This window comes from Streptomyces sp. NPDC031274 (assembly GCF_055570235.1).
In genome coordinates this window covers 390497-408189 of sequence record NZ_JBVIHP010000001.1, presented here as the reverse complement: position 1 = coordinate 408189, position 17693 = coordinate 390497, and the positions used below count along the sequence as shown (strand labels likewise).

The following is a 17693-nucleotide window of genomic DNA, read 5'->3' as shown; positions in this document are numbered from 1 at the left end:
AAACCACAAACGGAACCCAAGAGAGGGGTGGTTAGAAAGAAAAAAAAAAAAAAAGGGGTGGCGGGGGGGAAGGACCCCCCCCCCCCCCCCCCCCCCCCCCCCCCCCCCCCGGCCCTGCCCCGTGCAGTGTCGCCTGTGGCGGCGATGTATCAGCTCTGTGCTGTGGTGTCGTCGCTCGTCTGCTCGGCGCCCTGGGCTGCGCCTGTCTTCTCGCGCATCTTGCGCACCAGTTCCGCCTTCTGGTCGGCGGCACCCTGGCGGTCGAGGTTGCGGTGCGGACCGTTGTTCTGCCGTTCGGCGCGGGACAGCTTCTTGCGCTTGCCGCCGCCCATGCCCACGGGGTTGTTGATGTTCTTGCTCACGGGTTCTCCCGGATTGATGTGAAGTGATCTACGGATTCATCGGCAGAGGGGACAGGCGCGGCGTCGTCGTAGGACGTCAGCAGGCGCCCATCACGCCTCACTCGTAAATCGGCGTCTGGAAGAACATGCCCCAGACGTTACCCGGTTCCATGAGCCCCGCACACCAAATTATCGCCGCCCCGGGATCGGCCGGGCCTTCGACCGTGCCCCGGGGCCAGCCGATTCCTTCCCAGAATCCCAGCACCGCCAGGAGCCGGTGGGGCGGGCTACGGGCGGTGACCGCGGTGACGATCGATCGAGCGGCGCGTGCCGGGCCGCCGGGCCCGCCGCCGGTGTTCTCGCGGAAGGAAGCGCGTGGCGCCGGTGCGGTCTTCAGTCTGCGATTCCAGGGCCGCTTCGGCCCAGGGAAGTCGGTGCCCGCAGGGCACCAACCGGAGGAAAGCGGTACACGCGATGTGTGCGGCCTCGGCGGCGGTTCAGGCGGTCGAAGTGATCGCTTGGGTGACGGCCGTGATCGCCGGGGTGGGGTGGCCGCAGAGGCGTGCCACGAGCACCCGGCGAATTTCGGGGGGTGCGCCGTCAACGCGCAGCACGCTCACCCCGGGCGGCAGCATCGGTGAGAGCCCGGACGGCACCGTGGTCACGCCGAAGCCGCCGGCGACCAACTGGAGCTTGGTCAGCCAGTCGCGCGCGGAGTGGATGACGCTCGGCCGTCCGGGCAGGCCGGGCCAGACGCCGAGCAGCGGCTCGGAGTTCGACGACGGGGTGGCGATCCATGCGGCGTCGACCAGTTCGTCAACGTGCACGGTGGTGCGTCCGGCGAAGTCTCCGGTCGAGGACACGGCCACGACCAGTTCGGTGTCCGCGACGGTCTCGAGGTGCAGGCGCGGCAACTCACTGTCGAAGGGCCGGTGGGGTGGACGGGATGTCAGCACTGTCAGGTCGAGCGAGCCCGCGCGCAGGGCCCGGATCAGGGCGGGCGTGGTGCTCTCGCGGGTGGTGACCGTGATCTGCGGGGCGGCCTTCGCGAGGTGTGCGAGTGCGGCGGGCAGGATCGCCGCGCCCGCGCTCGGGACTGCCCCGAGCCGCACCAGTTCGGTCCGCGGGACGGTGCCGGTGAGTTCACGCTCGGCCGCTGCGAGCGAGGCGAGGATCGTGTGGGCGTGCCGCAGCAGGGTCAAGCCGGAGGGAGTGAGCCGCACCCCGTCTGGGCGGCGTTCGAACAGGGTGGTGCCGGCGCTGTGTTCGAGGGCGGCGGCCTGGCGTGAGACGGCCGACTGCGTGTAGCCGAGTCGGGTGGCCGCCGCGGTGAAGCTGCCGGACTCGGCGATCTGCCGCAAGACCCGCAGTCCCGTGCTGGAGATGTCCATGCGGCATACGCATACCACGAATGCTAGATCGTCGCTTCCCGCATGCTCGCCCAGCTCCTAGTGTCGCCCCCACGAGCACGGACAAACACGGAGGTCATCACGTGCGAGCAGCAGTTCTGACGCAGTTCGGCGCCCCACTCGCGGTGCGGGAGGTGCCCGACCCCGAGGCCGGTAGCGGTGAGGTGGTGGTCGAGGTCCTCGCCGCCAGCGTGGCGCCCTACGCGGCCGAAGTCTTCAGCGGCAAACGGAAGTACCCCCTTGTCCCTCCTGTCGTGCCCGGTGTCGGCGGCGTGGGGCGGATCGTCCACGTCGGCCCTGACGCCACCCGTCTGCGGGTCGGCGACCTGGTGTGGTGCGACTCGACGGTGCGCTCGCGGGACGACGCCCTGACGCCCGACATCACGCTCCAGGGCTGGAGTTCGCGTGGCGAGGGCGGCGCGCGGCTCGCCGAGTACATGCACGACGGTTCGTTCGCCGAGCTCATGCGGGTCCCGACGGAGAACGTCTTTCCGCTGCCGGCCGCGGCCGGGGAGGATCCGGCCCGCTGGGCCGCGCTCACCGTGCACGCCATCTCCTACGGCGGACTGCTGGCAGGCGGGCTCGCCGCCGGCGAGACGCTGCTCGTCAGCGGGGCCACCGGCAACCTCGGCAGCAGCGCGGTCGCGCTCGCGCTCGCGATGGGAGCGGGCCGCGTGGTCGCCCTGGGCCGCAACCAGGCCGCGCTCGACCTCCTCGCCGACCGGTTCGGTCCGCGTCTGCGCCCGGTCCCGCTGACCGGGGACGAGGCCACCGACCGCGCGGCGATGTCCGCGGCGGCCGACGGCCCGATCGACATGACGATCGACCTGCTCCCGCCGAGCGCACCCAGCTCGGCCTCGCGCGCGGCGGCCATGACCGTGCGCGAGTACGGCCGCGTCGTCCTCATGGGCGGCGTCGGCATGCTCGGTGGCGACGACCTCGCACTCCCGTACCCATGGATCATGCGCAACTCGATCACCGTGCGCGGGCAGTGGATGTACCCACGCACAGCCAATGTCGGCATCATCCGGCTCCTCACCGCGGGCACTCTGGATCTCGCCCCCGAACGAGTCCGGTCGTTCAGCCTCGATGCCGTCAACGACGCCATCGCGTACGCCGCCGCGCACGGTGGCCCGTTCGACCGAACCAGCCTCACCCCACCGGCTTGCTGACAAGGCCCGCTGATCCGCACCATCCGCACCATCCGAACGACCGCCATACTTACGAGCACAGGCGGCCATGCTGCTGCTGTTTGACGTGAACGAAGCCAATCGGGGCTCGGGCGGGTTCGGCCGGGTACTGCTTCCTGGCGAAGCTCCCAGTGTCGACCTCGGTGAGGAAGGCGTCGCAACGTTCCGCTTACGTAGTCACCCCGTCGAAAGGAGTTGACGCCTCGACGGATGGAGTGGACCTCGGTGAACCCGTCAACGCATCCACTCCATCGTGATCAGCCGTTCGCCTTGGCGTACTTCGCCCCTCCTCGCGCGCCCCTCCCCCGGTAGCGTCCGCCCGTGAGCTGACGCACCCTCGGGCGCAGAATTGTCTGTCCGCCCCATGGACAACTCCCCGTCACGCCGCTTAACTTCACCGATTGACAACGATGTCAGACGTTCTGGTCGGCTTTGAGGAGCAGTGATCGTCGATGGTGTCACGAAGAATCCTCCTGCAAGCAGGCGGCGCGGCCCTCGCGAGCGGGGGGCTGGGCCTGACGTCGCAGCAGCAGGCCGGTGCCGTCGAGTCCGGCGCCGCGGCCCGTCTCCTGCCGTCCTTCGGCCGCCCCACCCGTCTCGATGTCGCCGACGTCAGCACGCTGGACGGCCACGACCAACTGCTGTTGACAACTCTCCAGGGCGTCGTCAACCGGCGTGAGCCACGCCTCTACTTCAACTTCGACAAGAGCGAGGTCGACCTGCGGTGGCTCCCCGCCACCGGCGCAGCCGTCACCCGTCACGACGACGCCCTCGACCTGGTCCGCCGCTACCGCAAGCAGGTGCGCGGCGCGATCCTTGTCGACCCGGACGTGCCCGACTCGGTCAACATCGCCACCACACTCGCCGGCCTCAGAAACGCCGTCGCCGCCACCGCCGAGCAGGCGCACACGTACGGCCTGACGACTCTCGTGGATCTGCGCGGCCGGTTCGACGCCGACGATGTGCTGGCCACCTACCGCTGGCAACTCGGCCACCTCTTCCCGCAGTGCAGCCACGCCTTGCTCGCCGGTCTGCCGCCCACGCGGACCGTGGCCGTCGACAACGTGAGATGGCGGGAGGTGGCACGCGAGACCGAGCGCATCCGCGATGTGTCCAACCGGCAGGTGCGCACCTTCGACCTGAGCCCGGAAATGGGCGGCAACAGCGATGTCTACGTACGTTTCCAGGACTCTTTCGCAGACGACGGGTGGGGCGCGTCCGTCGCCTCCGTCGTGGTCAAGGCGGACGGCAAGGAGGTCGCCTCGTTCACTCCCGGCACGGACGCCGAGAAGCCTCACCTCTTCGACGGTCTCAACTCCTCACTCGGCGACCGTTCCAATCGATTCAGCGACGGTGGAGGCTACTTCGTCTACCGCTTCACCCCGCCCGCCGGAACACAGCACCTGGTGATCGAGGTCGACCTGTGGAACCAGTACCTGGTCACCGCCACGGGCACCGCACCCACCCGCGTCGAGCCCTTCCCCTATTTCCGGGACTACGTGGTGGCCAGCAAAGCCATGGTGCTGTGGCTGCCGCCGTCCGGCGAGACCGGGAAACTGCTGGACGAGACGTTCGCCCGGCTCGGGCCCACCACCCCGTACACCGGCTGGTTCTCCAACGACGTCGCAGGTGAGTGGGGCGGCGTGGACCGCGCCTCGCAGCACGGGATCGAGGTCGTGCCCGCTGACTTCTACATGAACGGCACCGTCCACGCGGGCGTCCCCGCGAAGGTCTCCGACAAGGTCCGACGCCGCCCGAAGGCCGGGCTGCGCAACCGCGTGTACCTCACGCTCACCGTCGGCGAGGGTGACAACGTGCAGTACTGCCAGCGCCGGATGCGGGACATCTGGGACGACCCCGAGCGCGGCAGCGTTCCCGTCAACTGGACGGTCAGCCCGCTGCTCGCCGACATCGGCCCCGCCCTCCTCGCCTACTACCAGAAGACCGCCACCAACAACGATCTGCTCATCTGCGGCCCCTCCGGCGCCGGATACACCTACCCCGGATCCTGGCCCGACAAGGCCCTGGACGCGTACACGGAACTCTCCGGCCGGTTCCTGCGCCGCACCGGCATGGACCTGGCCTACGCCTACAACCCCCGCAACTCCGCGAACGACGGCTGGCTCCCCTTCGATGAGCGCGTCGTGGGCTCGTACCGGAAGAACACCCCATTGCGCGGGATCATCCAGTCCTGGGAGACAGGCGACCTGCAGATCAGGCCGGCCGGGCTTCCGGTGATCGGCAACTTCTACCCGCAAGGAAAGGGCGAGGAGTTCCGCGACGGACTGCTCCGTCACATCGAAGGCAGGGACGAGTCGAAGCCCATGTTCATCGCCGCCGCGATCAACGCCTGGAGCTGGTCACCGAGCGACATCGCGGAGCTGGCCGAACTGCTCGATGCACCCTTCGAGGTGGTCCGCGGTGACGTGTTCTTCGCGTTGATGAATCTGAGCGCGTGAACGGACCGCTTCAGGGGGTGAATCGCACCGTCGTACCGGCGCACGGACAGTCCGCGGACCTCCGCCGACCGCGGCGGCGCGACTTCTCCCCCTCTGAGTATGAGTACCCCTGCAGGAGGAGAGCGCGCCGCACGCGACCGGGCCGGCACGGGTGCTGTTTTCGGTAGGCGGCAGTGCGCCCGGGGGTGGCGTGCGGGTCAGCGGACCTTCGTCAGCTGGCCCTTGTCCTTCAGGGTGGCGATCCCACTGAGCCAGAGGCTGTTGACCCGCTGGCGCTCCTGCGCGTTCGGGTAGGCGTTGGTGCAGGACGTGCCGGGGCCGCCGCCGGACATCAGCTCGCTGCACGGGCCCGAGTAGTGATCGGGCAGACCGAGCACGTGACCCGTCTCGTGGGCCGTCACCCGCGTGGAGTTGTACTGCTGGTTCTGCCGGTAGTCCAGGAAGATGTAGCCGTGGCCGCGCCCGTCGGTAGAGGCATACGAGCCGCGCGAGTCGTTGCCCTCGCGGTACTCGAAGTCGGCACTCGAGCTGGTCTGCTGGAGCTTCACGTTGCTGACGGAAGAGTTCCAGATCTGCGTGCTCTGGGCTATCTGGCTGCTGAAGCTCGGCGCCCGGGTCGTGCGGTAGCGGACGGTGACGACCTGGATGCCGGGCTGCGCCGCCTGCTTCTTCAGCGCCGACTTCATGACGGCGTCGAAGAACTGCCGGTTGGCGGCCTGCTCCTCGGCGGAGCCCGCGTACGCCGACGTGGCGTTCGTGGAGGCGGGCTTGACCGTGTCGGGCGCGGGCGCCGCGAACGCCGAAGGAGCGACGGCAAGCGAGCCGACGAGAGCGGCAGCGCCCAGGATGGCACGGAGGCTGGTACGGGATCTGTTCACGGGGGTGTGTCCCTTCACAATGTGCGGTGGCCTGGATGGCCGGGGCGGCCGGGAACCCCGGGCACGAGGGTGCCCGGCATCCCGGGACCGGGGCCCTGCGGGTACGGGCCTTTGGTCGGGACGAGTATCGGGAAGGCCGGGCTCGTTCGTACCGATACCATTCAGCGATAGCTGCAGAGCATCAACTGGTATGCGCCATAAGGGAGTTGCCACATCACACGCCCGGTCCTGCGCCTACTGGAAAGGCCCGATCCGGTGTATGACGCGCGCGCAGAGGTCCAGGAGCGTGGCGGCATCGACGCACGGCAGCTGGAGCGCACGGCCACCTGAACGAGGCCCTGCGGCCGTCGGGGACGGGGCAGGACCCGGCGGTACCGCTGCGCGTAGGGAACTCCACCGCGATGCTCACCCATCAGCGGGGTGAACACGCAGCGGCCATCGCGGCGGACAGGCGGCGCGGTCCACCGGACCCGGGAACGAGGCGCACCCCCCCCCGGCCCTGCCCCGCACAGCCGCACCGAGGGTCTCACCGCCCGACGGCGCAACGTCGAAGACCACGGCGACAGGGCGGCAACCTCCGGGGCCACCGCGACGACTACGGCACACGGGACAACGACACCCGGGTTTCAACGATGAACAGGGAGCCGACCATGAGCCGAGCACGTACACGAAAACTGCACGCCACGCTGGCCGCGCTGGCCGTCACTGCCGCGACTGGTGCGGCGCTCACGCTGCCGGAGGCGTCGGCGCAGCCCACGGCAGCGGCCGCGGCCGGCAGCGCCACCGGGTTCGCGACGCAGAACGGCGGGACCACCGGCGGCGCGGGCGGCAAGACGGTGCGGGCCACGACGGGCACCGCGATCCACACGGCCCTGTGCAGCCGCGCCGCCGACGACACCCCGATCACCATCGAGGTGGAGGGGACGATCAACCACGCCAACACCGCGAAGGTGTCGGGCGACAGCTGCAACACCGCCGCCGGTGTGATCGAGCTCAAGCAGATCAGCAACGTCACGCTCATCGGCGTCGGCAGCGGCGCCGTCTTCGACCAACTGGGCATCCACATACGCGATTCCAGCAACATCATCGTCCGGAACGTGACCGTCAAGAACGTCAAGAAGTCCGGCTCCCCCACCTCCAACGGTGGCGACGCCATCGGCATGGAGAGCGACGTCCGCAACGTCTGGGTCGACCACACGACCCTGGAGGCCTCGGGCGGGGAATCGGAGGGCTACGACGGCCTCTTCGACATGAAGAACAACACGCAGTACGTGACGCTGTCGTACAGCATCCTGCGCAACTCCGGGCGCGGCGGCCTCGTCGGGTCCAGCGAGAGCGACGTCTCCAACAGCTACATCACCTACGACCACAACAAGTACGAGAACATCGACTCCCGCACGCCCCTGCTCCGCGGCGGCACGGCCCACATCTACAACAACTACTACACCGGCCTGAACGAGTCCGGCATCAACTCCCGCGCCGGAGCCAAGGCCAGGGTGGACAACAACTACTTCAAGAACTCCAAGGACGTCCTGGGCACCTTCTACACCGACGCGGCCGGCTACTGGCAGGTCAGCGGCAACACCTTCGACACGGTGACCTGGTCCCCCGCCGACGACGAATACAACCCGGCAGGCCCCAATCCGACGTCCAACACCACGGTGAGCATCCCCTACTCCCACTCCCTCGACAGCGCCGCCTGTGTGCCGGCCATCGTGGGCAGAACGGCGGGAGCGGGCACGGGCCTCAAGGTGTCGGACGGCACCTGCTGAGAGCGGCGGCCGTTCTGACGGTACGGCAGCGGGAAACCGCCGTACCACCAGAACGGCACCACCATGACAACCGTCCACCCCCGCGGTTCGCGACACCGGCGCATACGCCATCAGAACCCGTTCGTGAACCCCGTTCATGGCGCCGATGGGACAGTTCGTCATGCGGGCTGGGCCAGGTCCGATCGGAGCCAGACAGCGGGGGCCATGGGTCTCACGCCTCTCCGTCCCATGCCGTCGGCGGTGAGCTCAGGGGGCCTGGCCATCCTCCCCTGTTGCCCTGTCGGGTACCAGGGCGAGGCTGATGATGTGGCGGATGCGCTCGTCTCCGGGGGCTCGTCGCGTGAACCGGGCGACCAGTGCCTCCAGTTCCTCCACCAGTTCGGTGAATTCTTCGGGGGTCGCCCACACCGCTCCCTGCCGGTAGAGGACGCCCTCGCGCGAGGGGTCGGCGTCGTCGCGGGAGAGGTAGCGGTCGAAATCGGCCATCATCGCCCCGGTGAAGACGGTGAAGGCCTGCCGGTGGTCGTCCTTGGTCATTCCGGCGCGGGCTTCCTCGTCGACGAGGGCCTTGTCCTGCCGGACCCGATAGCTGCGTTCGATCGTCCCGCGTACAGGTCTCTCCTGGACCACTTCCAGGATGCCGGCCTGGGTGAGTGTCGCGACGTGCCGGTACATGCTGGCCGGTGAGACGTCCGGGAGACGTTCCCGGAGCTGCGCGGTGGTCAGTTCACCGGCGCCGACCAGGGTCTGGAGGATGCGCATCCGGACCGGGTGGAGGAGGAGATTCGCGGTTGCCATGATTCACTTTCTCACATCTGATAATGTTCTCGCACTTGAGAACGAACGAGCGCGAAACGAAAGAGGCGGGGTCTTGCCCGACATCGACATGACGGTCACCGCAGACAACGGGACGTCGCTGGCCGGCACCCTGACACTGCCCGTCGGCCCCGGCCCGCACCCGGCCGTCCTGTTGCTGCACGGCTCCGGCCCGCTGGACCGTGACGGCAACAGTCCAAAGCTCCCGATGAACCTGGGGCGGCCGGTGGCCGAGGCCCTCGCCGCACGGGGGATCGCCACCCTGCGCTACGACCGTCGCGGCAGCGGCGCCAATCCCGGCGACTGGCGGGCCGCCGGCTTCACCGACAACCGCGAGGACGCCGCCGCGGCCGTGCGCGCCTTGGCGGGCAGGGCCGACGTCCGCGCGGACGCGATCGGCGTGATCGGCCACAGTGAGGGCTCGCTGCACGCCATGGCCCTGGCGGCCCGCACGGACGTGCGTGCCGTGGTGCTGCTGGCCGGCTTCGCCAACCTGGGCGAGGAGGCCTTCCGCTGGCAGGGCCGCTCGGTCGTCGCGAGCATGCCCGCCCCCGTCCGGCTGCTGCGCCGGCCGCTGGCGGGACTGGGCAGCCGGGCCCTCGCCCGGGTGAAGAAGACCCGGACGGACGTGGCGCGCGTGGCCGGTGCCAAGGTCAACGCCCGCTGGATGCGCGAGATGCTCGTCCATGACACCCGCGACGACCTCGTCGTCAGCGGTGCCGCGATCCTCGCCATCACCGGCGACAAGGACCTCCAAGTCAACCCGGACGACTTGAAGGAGATCGCCCAGCTGGTGCCCGGCGGCGCGGAGACCCACCGCGTCGACGATCTCACCCACATCCTGCGGCGCGACTCCGGACGCCCCGCTCTGAACTCCTACCGCCGCCTGCTGCGCGAGCCGGTCGACCCCGGCCTGCTCGACCTCGTCGCCGAGTGGCTCGCCCGTCACCTGGCCGCGGCCACCGGCGAGGCGCCCGCCGAGGGGCGGTCCGCCTCTGCCTGACCTTCCGGTCCCCCGGCGGTCCGGGCGCACACCCCGCCCGGACCGTACGAACGCCACGGCCGACATACAGCTTGCGGCCCGGTCGCGCGCCCCGAGCCGCGCACGCCCCAGGGGGTAAGACGGCTGAGGCGATTGACGGCATTCGATTCGGCTGGGCAGCCCGAGCAGGCCGGACACCGAGGGGCCGGCTCGCGCCCGCCCTTCACCGTGCACGCCATCTTGGAACAACCCAGCGGACGATGACGTCGTGCCACGACCCGGCACACCACCGTGCCGAGCGACCCTGGTGATGAGTTATCGCGCCCGTACCCGTCACACGTACGACAGGACACCACCAGACGGAGGGACTACGTGATGAGTGCCAACACGCGACCGAGGGAGCAGGACGTGAGCGGGCTGGGCGAAGCCGATGAGCCGGCGTTCTCCGGGCTGGCCGAGCGGCACCGGCGGGAGCTGCACGTGCACTGCTACCGGATGCTCGGCTCGTTCGAGGACGCCGAGGACACCGTGCAGGAAACTTTCCTGCGGGCCTGGCGCCGGCGCGAGACCTTCGAAGGGCGCTCGACGTTCAGGGCCTGGCTCTACCGGATCGCCACCAACGCATGCCTGGACCTGCTGGCCAAACACCGCCCGGAACCCGCGACCGGCGGCGAAGTGCTCTGGCTGCAGCCCTACCCCGACCGGCTCCTCGACGAACTGCCCGCCGCCGGCGCCGACGAGCCGGAGACCCTCGCCCTCGCGCGCGAGACCATCGAACTGGCTTACATGGTCGCCCTCCAGCACCTCGCACCCCGCCCTCGGGCCGTACTGATCCTGCGGGACGTCCTCGGCTGGCCCGCCAAGGACGTCGCCGGTCTCCTCGGCGACTCCGTCAACTCCGTGAACAGCGCCCTGCAGCGCGCCCGCGCCGGCATGCGCGAGCATCTGCCCGCCGAACGGCAGGACTGGACCGGCAGCCAGGAGAACGCCGGGACGCGCGAGATCGTGCGCCGCTACACCGACGCCAGCCTGGCCACCGACATCGACACGCTCGCCGCACTACTGCACGACGACATCCGCTCCTCGATGCCGCCCACCCCAGGCCTGCAAATCGGCCGCGACATGGTCGTCAACTACTGGACCGAGAGCGGCTTCGACGGCATGAAACACCTGCGCGCCGTCCAGACCTCCGTCAACCGGCAGCCCGCCCTCGCCTTCTACCACCGGCAAGAGCCGGAGGGCGCATTCCTGCCGCTGACCATCGACGTTCTGCGCATCAGCGGCGGTTCGATCACCGAGATCACCACCTTCCACGACGACCGGTTCGCCCTGCTCGGGCTGCCCGAAAGCCTGTCGGCAGACGGCACCGAGTAGACCCGGCGCACATGCCCGCGCCGCACGGTGCGCGTACCGCGGCGATCCCGGCGCCGCGGTGCGACGCGTACGGCGCGGAGGGGCTGACGGTCTTGAGGTGGGCGGCGAGGCGGCACCGGGCGGAGACTGCACCGCCATGTCCCGGATATCCGGAACTGGGCGTCTCGCCCCCGGTGTCGCAAGCGGTTCGATACGCGGCGTGACAAGAGTCGCACCCATGTGCGCGATCGGTGACGGACCTATGGGCGTGCGGCCGGTGAACTCGGGCCTTACTGTTCGGTAACCCTCACAAGAAGGCGTTTTCGTGCCCCCTGGCGGGAGATCCACTGCGTGCTAGCGTCCCGGGTCGCCGGGGGGCCGACACATCAAGTGAGAGGAATCCCGTGGGTCACATGCACCACATGGCAGGAGGCTGGGCCACTCCGGTCCTGTCGTACGCCATGGCCGTCGTCGGCGCCGCGCTGGGACTGCGCTGCACCGTGCGCGCTCTGGCAGCCGGGGGGCGGTCCAAGAGGAACTGGCTGATCAGCGCCTCCGTCGCCATCGGCGCCGGCATCTGGACCATGCACTTCATCGCGATGCTCGGCTACACCGTCGACGGCACCGCGATCCGCTACGACATCCCGCTGACCCTGCTCAGCCTGGTCGTCGCCATCGCCGTCGTCGGTGCGGGCGTCTTCACCGCCGGCTACGGCAACTCCCGGGTGCGCTCCATCGTGCTCGGCGGCGTCGGCACCGGACTCGGCGTCGCCGCGATGCACTACATCGGCATGGCCGCCGTCCAGCTCAACGGCTCGATCTCGTACGACCCCGCGCTCGTCGCGCTCTCCGTCTTCATTGCGATCGCCGCCGCCTCCGCCGCCCTGTGGGCCGCGTTGTCCGTGCGGGGACCAGCTGTCGCGGCCGTCGCCTCGCTCGTGATGGGCCTGGCGGTGAGCAGCATGCACTACACGGGCATGGCCGCCGTCACGGTGGACGTGCACGCCGGCACCGCGCCCCTGCAGGGCGCGAGCGCCACCGCCTTCATCCTGCCGCTCGCCGTGGTGCTCGGCTCCTTCCTCTTCCTGACCTGTGCGTTCGTCGCGCTGTCCCCCACGGCGCGCGAGCGCGCCGAGAGCGAGGCCGCGGCCCGCCCGCTGCACGAGGTCGAACTCCCGCTCGCCTGACCGCAGCCGGGCCGTCCCGGCCCGCCCCGTACCTCTCTCCGCCGCGGCAGGCGCTGCGTCACGCACGTGGGCGCCCCGCGTTCCCCGGGCCCGACGCACTGCGCGCGCCCCCACACTCCTGCACCGCCAAGGAGCCCCTTCGTCATGCCCGCACGCCCTCTGGTGCCCCAACGCTGGCGCCCCAAATCGATCCGCGCGAAAGTCGTCACCCTGCTGACCGTGCCGGTCCTCTCCCTGATGGCCTTGTGGGGACACGCGGCCGTCACCACCGCCTCCCAGGTCTCGGCCACCGAGCAGCTGCGCCAGATCGACTCGACCCTGGTGCGGCCCGTCGCCCAGTTCACCTCCGCGGTGCAGGATGAGCGGGCCGTAGCCCTGAAGTACCGTGCCGCGCCCGGCGGCACCGCCCGCCGCGACTTCGACGCCGCGCAGGCCCGTACGGACAGATCCGTCACGGCGCTGCGCGCGGGCGTCCGCTCCAGCAGCACCGACCTCGCGGCCCTCGACGCCGCGCTGCCCGGCCGGGTCCGCTCCCTGCTCGCGAGCGCCGGGGCGCTCGGTGAGCGGCGCGAGAGCACCCGCGGCGCCTCCGCCGTGCTCTCCGACTACGGAACGGCCGTCGACCGGGCCTTCGCGGTCCGCTCCGGGCTCGCGGGCGCCGACCAGCCCGACCGTGCCTCCGACACCCGAACCGTGCTCGAACTGGCCCGCTCCCGGGACGCGTTGAGCCGCCAGGACGCCGTGCTCGGCGCCGCGCAGGCAAGCGGGACCATGTCCGCGGCCCAGCACCGTACGTTCGTCGGCGACGTCGCCGAGGAGCGTGCCTTCGCCCACGCGGCGGTGTCCGACCTGCGGGCCCAGGACGCCGCCGCCTACCGCAAAGTGCTCGGCTCCCGCGCCGCCGCCGGCCTCGCCACCGCCCAGGACGACGTCCTCGCTGCCGCCCCCTCCGGCGCCGCCACCGCGGTGACCGCAGCGCACTGGCGCTCTGTCGCCGGTCCCACCCTGTCCGGACTCGCCGCCGCCGAGCGGAGCGCGATCGACACGGGCGCCGACGCCAAGCCGTACTCCCTGTCGAACCTGGGCGGTTCCGGCCTCGCCGTACTCCTCGGCCTGCTCGGTGTGATCCTCGCGCTCCTGCTCTCCGTACGCATCGGTCGCGGCCTCGTCGACGATCTGACCGGACTGCGCAACTCCGCGTTGGAACTCGCCGCCCATCGGCTCCCGGCCGCCATCCGCCGCATCCACGGCGGCGACGGCCTCGACCTGGAGAAGGAAGCGCCGCTCTCCCACGAGCCTGTCCGGGACGAGGTCGGCCAGGTCGGCGCGGCACTGACCACGGTGCAGCGCGCCGCGCTGCGCGCCGTCGAGGGCCGCGCCGCCGTGCTCACAGGTGTCTCGGGCGTGTACGTCAGCCTCGCCCGCCGCAGCCAACTGTTGCTGCACCGGCAGCTGGAACTTCTCGACACCATGGAGCGCCGTACCGAGAACCCCACGGATCTGGAGGATCTCTTCCGCCTGGACCATCTGACGACGCGGATGCGCCGCCACGCCGAGTCCCTGCTGATCCTCTCCGGCTCCGCTCCCGGCCGCGCCTGGCGCAATCCGGTCCCACTGATCGATGCCGTGCGCGCGGGCATCGCGGAGACGGCGGATATCGAGCGGGTCCAACTGCACGACATCCCCGACCTGCGTCTGGCAGGCACGGCGGTCGCCGACCTCATCCACCTCGTCGCCGAGCTCACCGAGAACGCCGCCTCCTACTCGCCGCCGCACACCCCCGTGGTGGTGCGCGGCCAGGAAGTCGGGGCGGGCGCCGTCCTTGAGATCGAGGACCGCGGTCTCGGCATGAGCGACGAGGCGCTCGCCGCGGCCAACGAGAAGATCCAGGCCGCGGACGTCGACCTGCTCGACTCGCGCCAGCTGGGCCTGTTCGTGGTCAACCGCCTCGCCGAGCGACAGCACCTCGATGTGACCCTGCGCCGCTCGGTCTACGGCGGCATCACCGCCCTCGTCTTCCTCCCGCAGCAGCTCTTGGAGGCCCCGCACCCGGGCCTGCGCCCCCTGCCCGAGCCGGAGCCGCCACGGGCGATGGAGCCCCGCACCGCACCAGACCTCGCACCGGCTCTCGAGCGCATCCCCGCCCAGCGGCACCACCGCCAGGAACCGAAGGCCGCACCCCGGACGGAGCCCCACCTCCCGCACGGTGAGCCGGCGCCCCGCCAACTCCCCGGCCGCGCCCGGCACGCCGCACCCCAGCAGCCCCAGACCCCGCCCGCCCCCACCGCGCGGCCCGCTCGCGAGCCGAACGAGCCGGACGGACCAGACCGACCGGACAGACCTGACGCAGAGGAGGGACTGCCGCGCCGGGTGCGCCAGGCCAGCCTCGCCCCCGAACTGCGCAAGGACCTCGCGAAGGACGAGGACGCGAGCGCGAGCCCGCACCCTGCCCAGAGCCCGGCCGTCCGTTCACCGGAAGCCGCCCGCGCCACGATGGCGTCGCTGCGCTCCGGCCGGCGCCGTGCCTCCGCCACCCGCGACGAACCGGCCGGACCCGGCGCCCCGGGCCCCTCGCCCGACCACCACGCAGCGAACGACGAAGGGTTCACCGACCGATGACGCCGACCTACTCCGTCACCTCCCTGGGCGACCAGAGCGACGACCACGGCGAGGGCGGCATCGACTGGCTCCTCGACGACTTCGTCGACCGCGTCACGGAGGTGCGCTACGCGGTCATGCTGTCCACCGACGGCCTGTGCGTCGGCGCCTCGCACGGCATGGGCCGCGACGAGTCCGAGCGCTTCGCCGCCATCGCCTCCGGCTTCCACTCCCTCGCCAAGGGAGCGGGCCGGCACTTCGACGCGGGCGGCGTCGTCCAGACGATGGTCGAGCTGCAGGGAGGGTTCCTCTTCGTGATCGCCGCCGGGGACGGCTCCTGCATCGCCGTGTTCACCGACGGGCACGCCGACATCGGCCTGGTGGCGTACGAGATGGCCCTGCTGGTCGATCGGGTGCGCGAACATCTCACCGTCCCCCTGCGGACCAACGACACGCCGACGCCGGACGGCGAGGCCTCATGACGGACCAGTCCCCCCACCGCCGCCGGGACGGTCCGGGCGACCGCTTCGGCGAAGCCTGGACCGACCGGTACGACGACGAGGCAGGCCCCTTGGTCAGGCTCTACGCCATGACCGCCGGTCGCGCCCGCACGGACAACGGCGCGGAGCGCGTCGACCTGATGGCGATCGTCCGGCCCACCGCCTCCACCCCGCGCGGCCCGCTCCCGCCCGAGCAGCGCGCGCTGTTGGCCCGGTGCGCCCGCGGTCCGCACCCTGTCGCGGACCTCGCGTCCGACTCGGGGCTGCCCCTCGGTGTGGTCCGAGTCCTCCTCGGCGACCTCACGGCGCAGGGCCTGATCCACATCACCCCGCCCGATTCCACCGCCACCGGGAACGAACGTCCCCACGCCCACCTCCTGCGAGAAGTGATCAATGGCCTCCGCGCACTCTGACCGCACCCGTCATTCGGCGCCCGCCGACTTCACCGCGCTCAAGCTCCTGATCGCCGGCGGCTTCGGCGTCGGGAAGACCACGCTGGTGGAATCGGTCAGCGAAATCCGTCCCCTGCGTACCGAGGAACCCCTCACCGAAGCGTCGCGCCCGGTGGACAGCCTCAAGGGGGTGGCCACAAAGACCACGACCACGGTCGCCATGGACTTCGGCCGCATCTCCCTGCGGGACAACCTCGCCCTGTACCTGTTCGGCACACCCGGCCAGGACCGATTCTGGTTCGTCTGGGACGAGCTGGCCACGGGCAGCCTCGGCGCGGTCGTCCTCGCCGACACTCGCCGCCTCGCGGACTGCTTCCCCGCCGTGGACTACTTCGAGAGCCGCGGCATCCCCTTCATCGTCGCGGTGAACTGCTTCGACGGGATCCGCAGCCACACCCCGGACGCGGTGGCACGCGCGCTCGACCTGAACCCCGACACGCCCGTCCTGCTCTGCGACGTGCGCGACCGGGAGTCCGGCAAGGAGGTCCTGATCTCCCTGGTCGAACACGTCCTGAGCCGGGAGCTGGCGATCCACTGAACGCCGGGCGCGTTGGGGGATGTGGACGGACCGCTGAACCCGTATGCGGCGAAGCCGTACCGGATTGCCCTGGGGCTTCACTCCCGCGTCTTGAGTGCCTCGGCGCCCGGCGCGGAGGGGGCGCTCACATCTCCCGGTGGCTGTCCGTCTCCGACACCGAGTCGTCGGTACGGAGACTGGCGGTGTGACTGTCAGCGCGCCCGTCGGACAGGTCGGGCGGGGTCTCCCCCGCGGCGAGGTGCTCCAGCACCTCCGCGAGTTCCCGACAGGCATTCTGCACCGATCGTCGGGTGGCGCGCTGTTCGGCGACCATGGCGGACAACAAGAGCGCCGTCAGTGCGGTGGCACCGTTGAACGCCTGAAGTTTGGTCATGATCTCGATGGCCGAAAGGTTGAGGAAGGCGCCTTGCTGCGTACTCGCCTCGAAGGTGGTCAGCACCGACGCGAACAGCGCGCACACCATGCTCCCTGCCAGCTGGAAGCGCAACGCCACCCAGATGATCAGCGGGAAGACGAGGAAGAGCAGGCTCAATTCGCCGACCACGGCCAGAGGTACGACGATCAAGGCCGCGAGGCCCAGGAACAGCATCTCCTTCCACCGCTTCAGTCGCACTGGGCCGGCCGCTCCCACCAGCACGAGCAGGAGGGGCGTGACCAGCAGGACGCCCATCGCATCGCCCACCCACCAGGCCAGCCACACGGCCCAGAACTCCCCCGTGTCCAGTCGACCGGTCAGCACCTGCAGCCCGACCCCCGCCGTGGCGCTGATCAGCATGGCTCCGAGCCCGCCGAGGAAGACCAGGGCCAGACCGTCCCGCAGACGTGAGATCCCGACCCGGAAACCGGCCCGCCGCAGCATCAGATAGGCGCAGAGCGGTGCGACGGTGTTGCCCGCCACGGTGATCAGTGTGGTGAGCTGCGGGGTGGTGAGGGACGCGATGGTGAGGAAGGAACCGACGGCGATCCCGGGCCAGACCGAAACGCCGTAGACAAGCAGTGCGGCGACGGCGACCCCGGTGGGCGGCCAAATGGGTGTGACGACCACGCCTTCGACGGTGAGTCGACCCAGCAGACCCAGACGCCCGGCCACGTAGTAGCAGGCGGCCACGGCCAGTGTCTTGAGGACCACCTCCAAGGACAGCCGGAACCGCCGAGTCACCAACACAGAGCCATCAGACACCGAGCGGACCACTTCGGCCATGCGAGGGCCCCGGCCCC

At 70.5% G+C, this 17693-nt stretch carries 14 protein-coding genes and 1 pseudogene; 10 read left to right on the top strand and 5 right to left on the bottom strand.

The features are described 5' to 3' along the window. Window positions 1-149: 149 nt before the first annotated feature. Window positions 150-362 (bottom strand): DUF6243 family protein, encoded by a 213-nt coding sequence (locus tag ACZ5CR_RS01895; RefSeq protein WP_468852583.1) that lies wholly within the window; start codon window positions 360-362, stop codon window positions 150-152. 476 nt (window positions 363-838) lie between these two features. Continuing rightward, on the bottom strand, window positions 839-1732 hold the full coding sequence (locus tag ACZ5CR_RS01890) for a LysR family transcriptional regulator (protein ID WP_468852580.1): 894 nt from the start codon (window positions 1730-1732) through the stop codon (window positions 839-841). Window positions 1733-1833: 101 nt separating this feature from the next. Here ACZ5CR_RS01890 and ACZ5CR_RS01885 point away from each other — a divergent pair, with 101 nt between their 5' ends. Both ACZ5CR_RS01885 and ACZ5CR_RS01880 read left to right on the top strand, forming a co-directional pair. Next, window positions 1834-2922, top strand: a complete 1089-nt coding sequence (locus ACZ5CR_RS01885) for an alcohol dehydrogenase catalytic domain-containing protein (RefSeq protein WP_468852578.1) — start codon at window positions 1834-1836, stop codon at window positions 2920-2922. Window positions 2923-3392: 470 nt separating this feature from the next. Beyond that, window positions 3393-5399 (top strand): GxGYxYP domain-containing protein, encoded by a 2007-nt coding sequence (locus ACZ5CR_RS01880; protein WP_468852576.1) that lies wholly within the window; start codon window positions 3393-3395, stop codon window positions 5397-5399. A 197-nt stretch (window positions 5400-5596) separates the two neighbouring features. Here the strand turns inward: ACZ5CR_RS01880 and snpA are convergent, their stop codons facing one another. Beyond that, complete coding sequence (gene snpA / locus ACZ5CR_RS01875; RefSeq protein ID WP_468852574.1) at window positions 5597-6277, bottom strand: snapalysin; 681 nt, start codon at window positions 6275-6277, stop codon at window positions 5597-5599. A 650-nt stretch (window positions 6278-6927) separates the two neighbouring features. Here snpA and ACZ5CR_RS01870 point away from each other — a divergent pair. Beyond that, window positions 6928-8046 (top strand): annotated as a pseudogene (locus ACZ5CR_RS01870) (pectate lyase family protein); the annotation flags it as partial. Window positions 8047-8295: 249 nt separating this feature from the next. Here ACZ5CR_RS01870 and ACZ5CR_RS01865 read toward each other — a convergent pair. Then, window positions 8296-8847 (bottom strand): helix-turn-helix domain-containing protein, encoded by a 552-nt coding sequence (locus tag ACZ5CR_RS01865; RefSeq protein WP_468852571.1) that lies wholly within the window; start codon window positions 8845-8847, stop codon window positions 8296-8298. 73 nt (window positions 8848-8920) lie between these two features. Between ACZ5CR_RS01865 and ACZ5CR_RS01860 the strand changes: the two genes are divergently transcribed. From ACZ5CR_RS01860 to ACZ5CR_RS01830, 7 genes are all read left to right on the top strand, one after another. Beyond that, window positions 8921-9868 (top strand): alpha/beta hydrolase family protein, encoded by a 948-nt coding sequence (locus tag ACZ5CR_RS01860; protein ID WP_468852569.1) that lies wholly within the window; start codon window positions 8921-8923, stop codon window positions 9866-9868. Between the two features lie 354 nt (window positions 9869-10222). Further along, window positions 10223-11221 (top strand): RNA polymerase subunit sigma-70, encoded by a 999-nt coding sequence (locus ACZ5CR_RS01855; protein WP_468852567.1) that lies wholly within the window; start codon window positions 10223-10225, stop codon window positions 11219-11221. 383 nt (window positions 11222-11604) lie between these two features. Next, a complete protein-coding gene (locus ACZ5CR_RS01850; RefSeq protein ID WP_468852565.1) occupies window positions 11605-12387 on the top strand; it encodes an MHYT domain-containing protein in 783 nt (260 codons plus the stop codon). 144 nt (window positions 12388-12531) lie between these two features. Beyond that, complete coding sequence (locus ACZ5CR_RS01845; RefSeq protein ID WP_468852553.1) at window positions 12532-15006, top strand: sensor histidine kinase; 2475 nt, start codon at window positions 12532-12534, stop codon at window positions 15004-15006. Next, window positions 15003-15467: a roadblock/LC7 domain-containing protein gene (locus tag ACZ5CR_RS01840; RefSeq protein WP_468852549.1), complete on the top strand. Its 465-nt coding sequence runs from the start codon at window positions 15003-15005 to the stop codon at window positions 15465-15467. Before ACZ5CR_RS01845 ends, ACZ5CR_RS01840 begins: the two co-directional genes overlap by 4 nt. Then, window positions 15464-15898 carry a DUF742 domain-containing protein gene (locus ACZ5CR_RS01835; protein ID WP_468852546.1) on the top strand — a complete coding sequence of 145 codons (435 nt, stop codon included), beginning with the start codon at window positions 15464-15466 and terminating at the stop codon, window positions 15896-15898. The genes ACZ5CR_RS01840 and ACZ5CR_RS01835 overlap by 4 nt, the downstream gene beginning before the upstream one ends. Then, a complete protein-coding gene (locus ACZ5CR_RS01830) occupies window positions 15879-16475 on the top strand; it encodes a GTP-binding protein (protein ID WP_468852545.1) in 597 nt (198 codons plus the stop codon). Before ACZ5CR_RS01835 ends, ACZ5CR_RS01830 begins: the two co-directional genes overlap by 20 nt. 124 nt (window positions 16476-16599) lie before the next feature. On the opposite strand, the gene ACZ5CR_RS01825 is transcribed toward ACZ5CR_RS01830, so the two are convergent. Then, window positions 16600-17640 carry an MASE1 domain-containing protein gene (locus ACZ5CR_RS01825; RefSeq protein WP_468852543.1) on the bottom strand — a complete coding sequence of 347 codons (1041 nt, stop codon included), beginning with the start codon at window positions 17638-17640 and terminating at the stop codon, window positions 16600-16602. Window positions 17641-17693 lie beyond the last annotated feature (53 nt).

What these genes read in the sequence shown, in the direction of transcription:
- ACZ5CR_RS01835 (WP_468852546.1), top strand. Translation starts at nt 15,464, where the DNA reads ATGACGGACCAGTCCCCCCACCGCCGCCGGGACGGTCCGGGCGACCGC.
- ACZ5CR_RS01865 (WP_468852571.1), bottom strand. Translation starts at nt 8,847, where the DNA reads ATGGCAACCGCGAATCTCCTCCTCCACCCGGTCCGGATGCGCATCCTC.
- ACZ5CR_RS01845 (WP_468852553.1), top strand. Translation starts at nt 12,532, where the DNA reads ATGCCCGCACGCCCTCTGGTGCCCCAACGCTGGCGCCCCAAATCGATC.
- ACZ5CR_RS01830 (WP_468852545.1), top strand. Translation starts at nt 15,879, where the DNA reads ATGGCCTCCGCGCACTCTGACCGCACCCGTCATTCGGCGCCCGCCGAC.
- ACZ5CR_RS01855 (WP_468852567.1), top strand. Translation starts at nt 10,223, where the DNA reads ATGAGTGCCAACACGCGACCGAGGGAGCAGGACGTGAGCGGGCTGGGC.
- ACZ5CR_RS01880 (WP_468852576.1), top strand. Translation starts at nt 3,393, where the DNA reads ATGGTGTCACGAAGAATCCTCCTGCAAGCAGGCGGCGCGGCCCTCGCG.
- ACZ5CR_RS01890 (WP_468852580.1), bottom strand. Translation starts at nt 1,732, where the DNA reads ATGGACATCTCCAGCACGGGACTGCGGGTCTTGCGGCAGATCGCCGAG.
- ACZ5CR_RS01840 (WP_468852549.1), top strand. Translation starts at nt 15,003, where the DNA reads ATGACGCCGACCTACTCCGTCACCTCCCTGGGCGACCAGAGCGACGAC.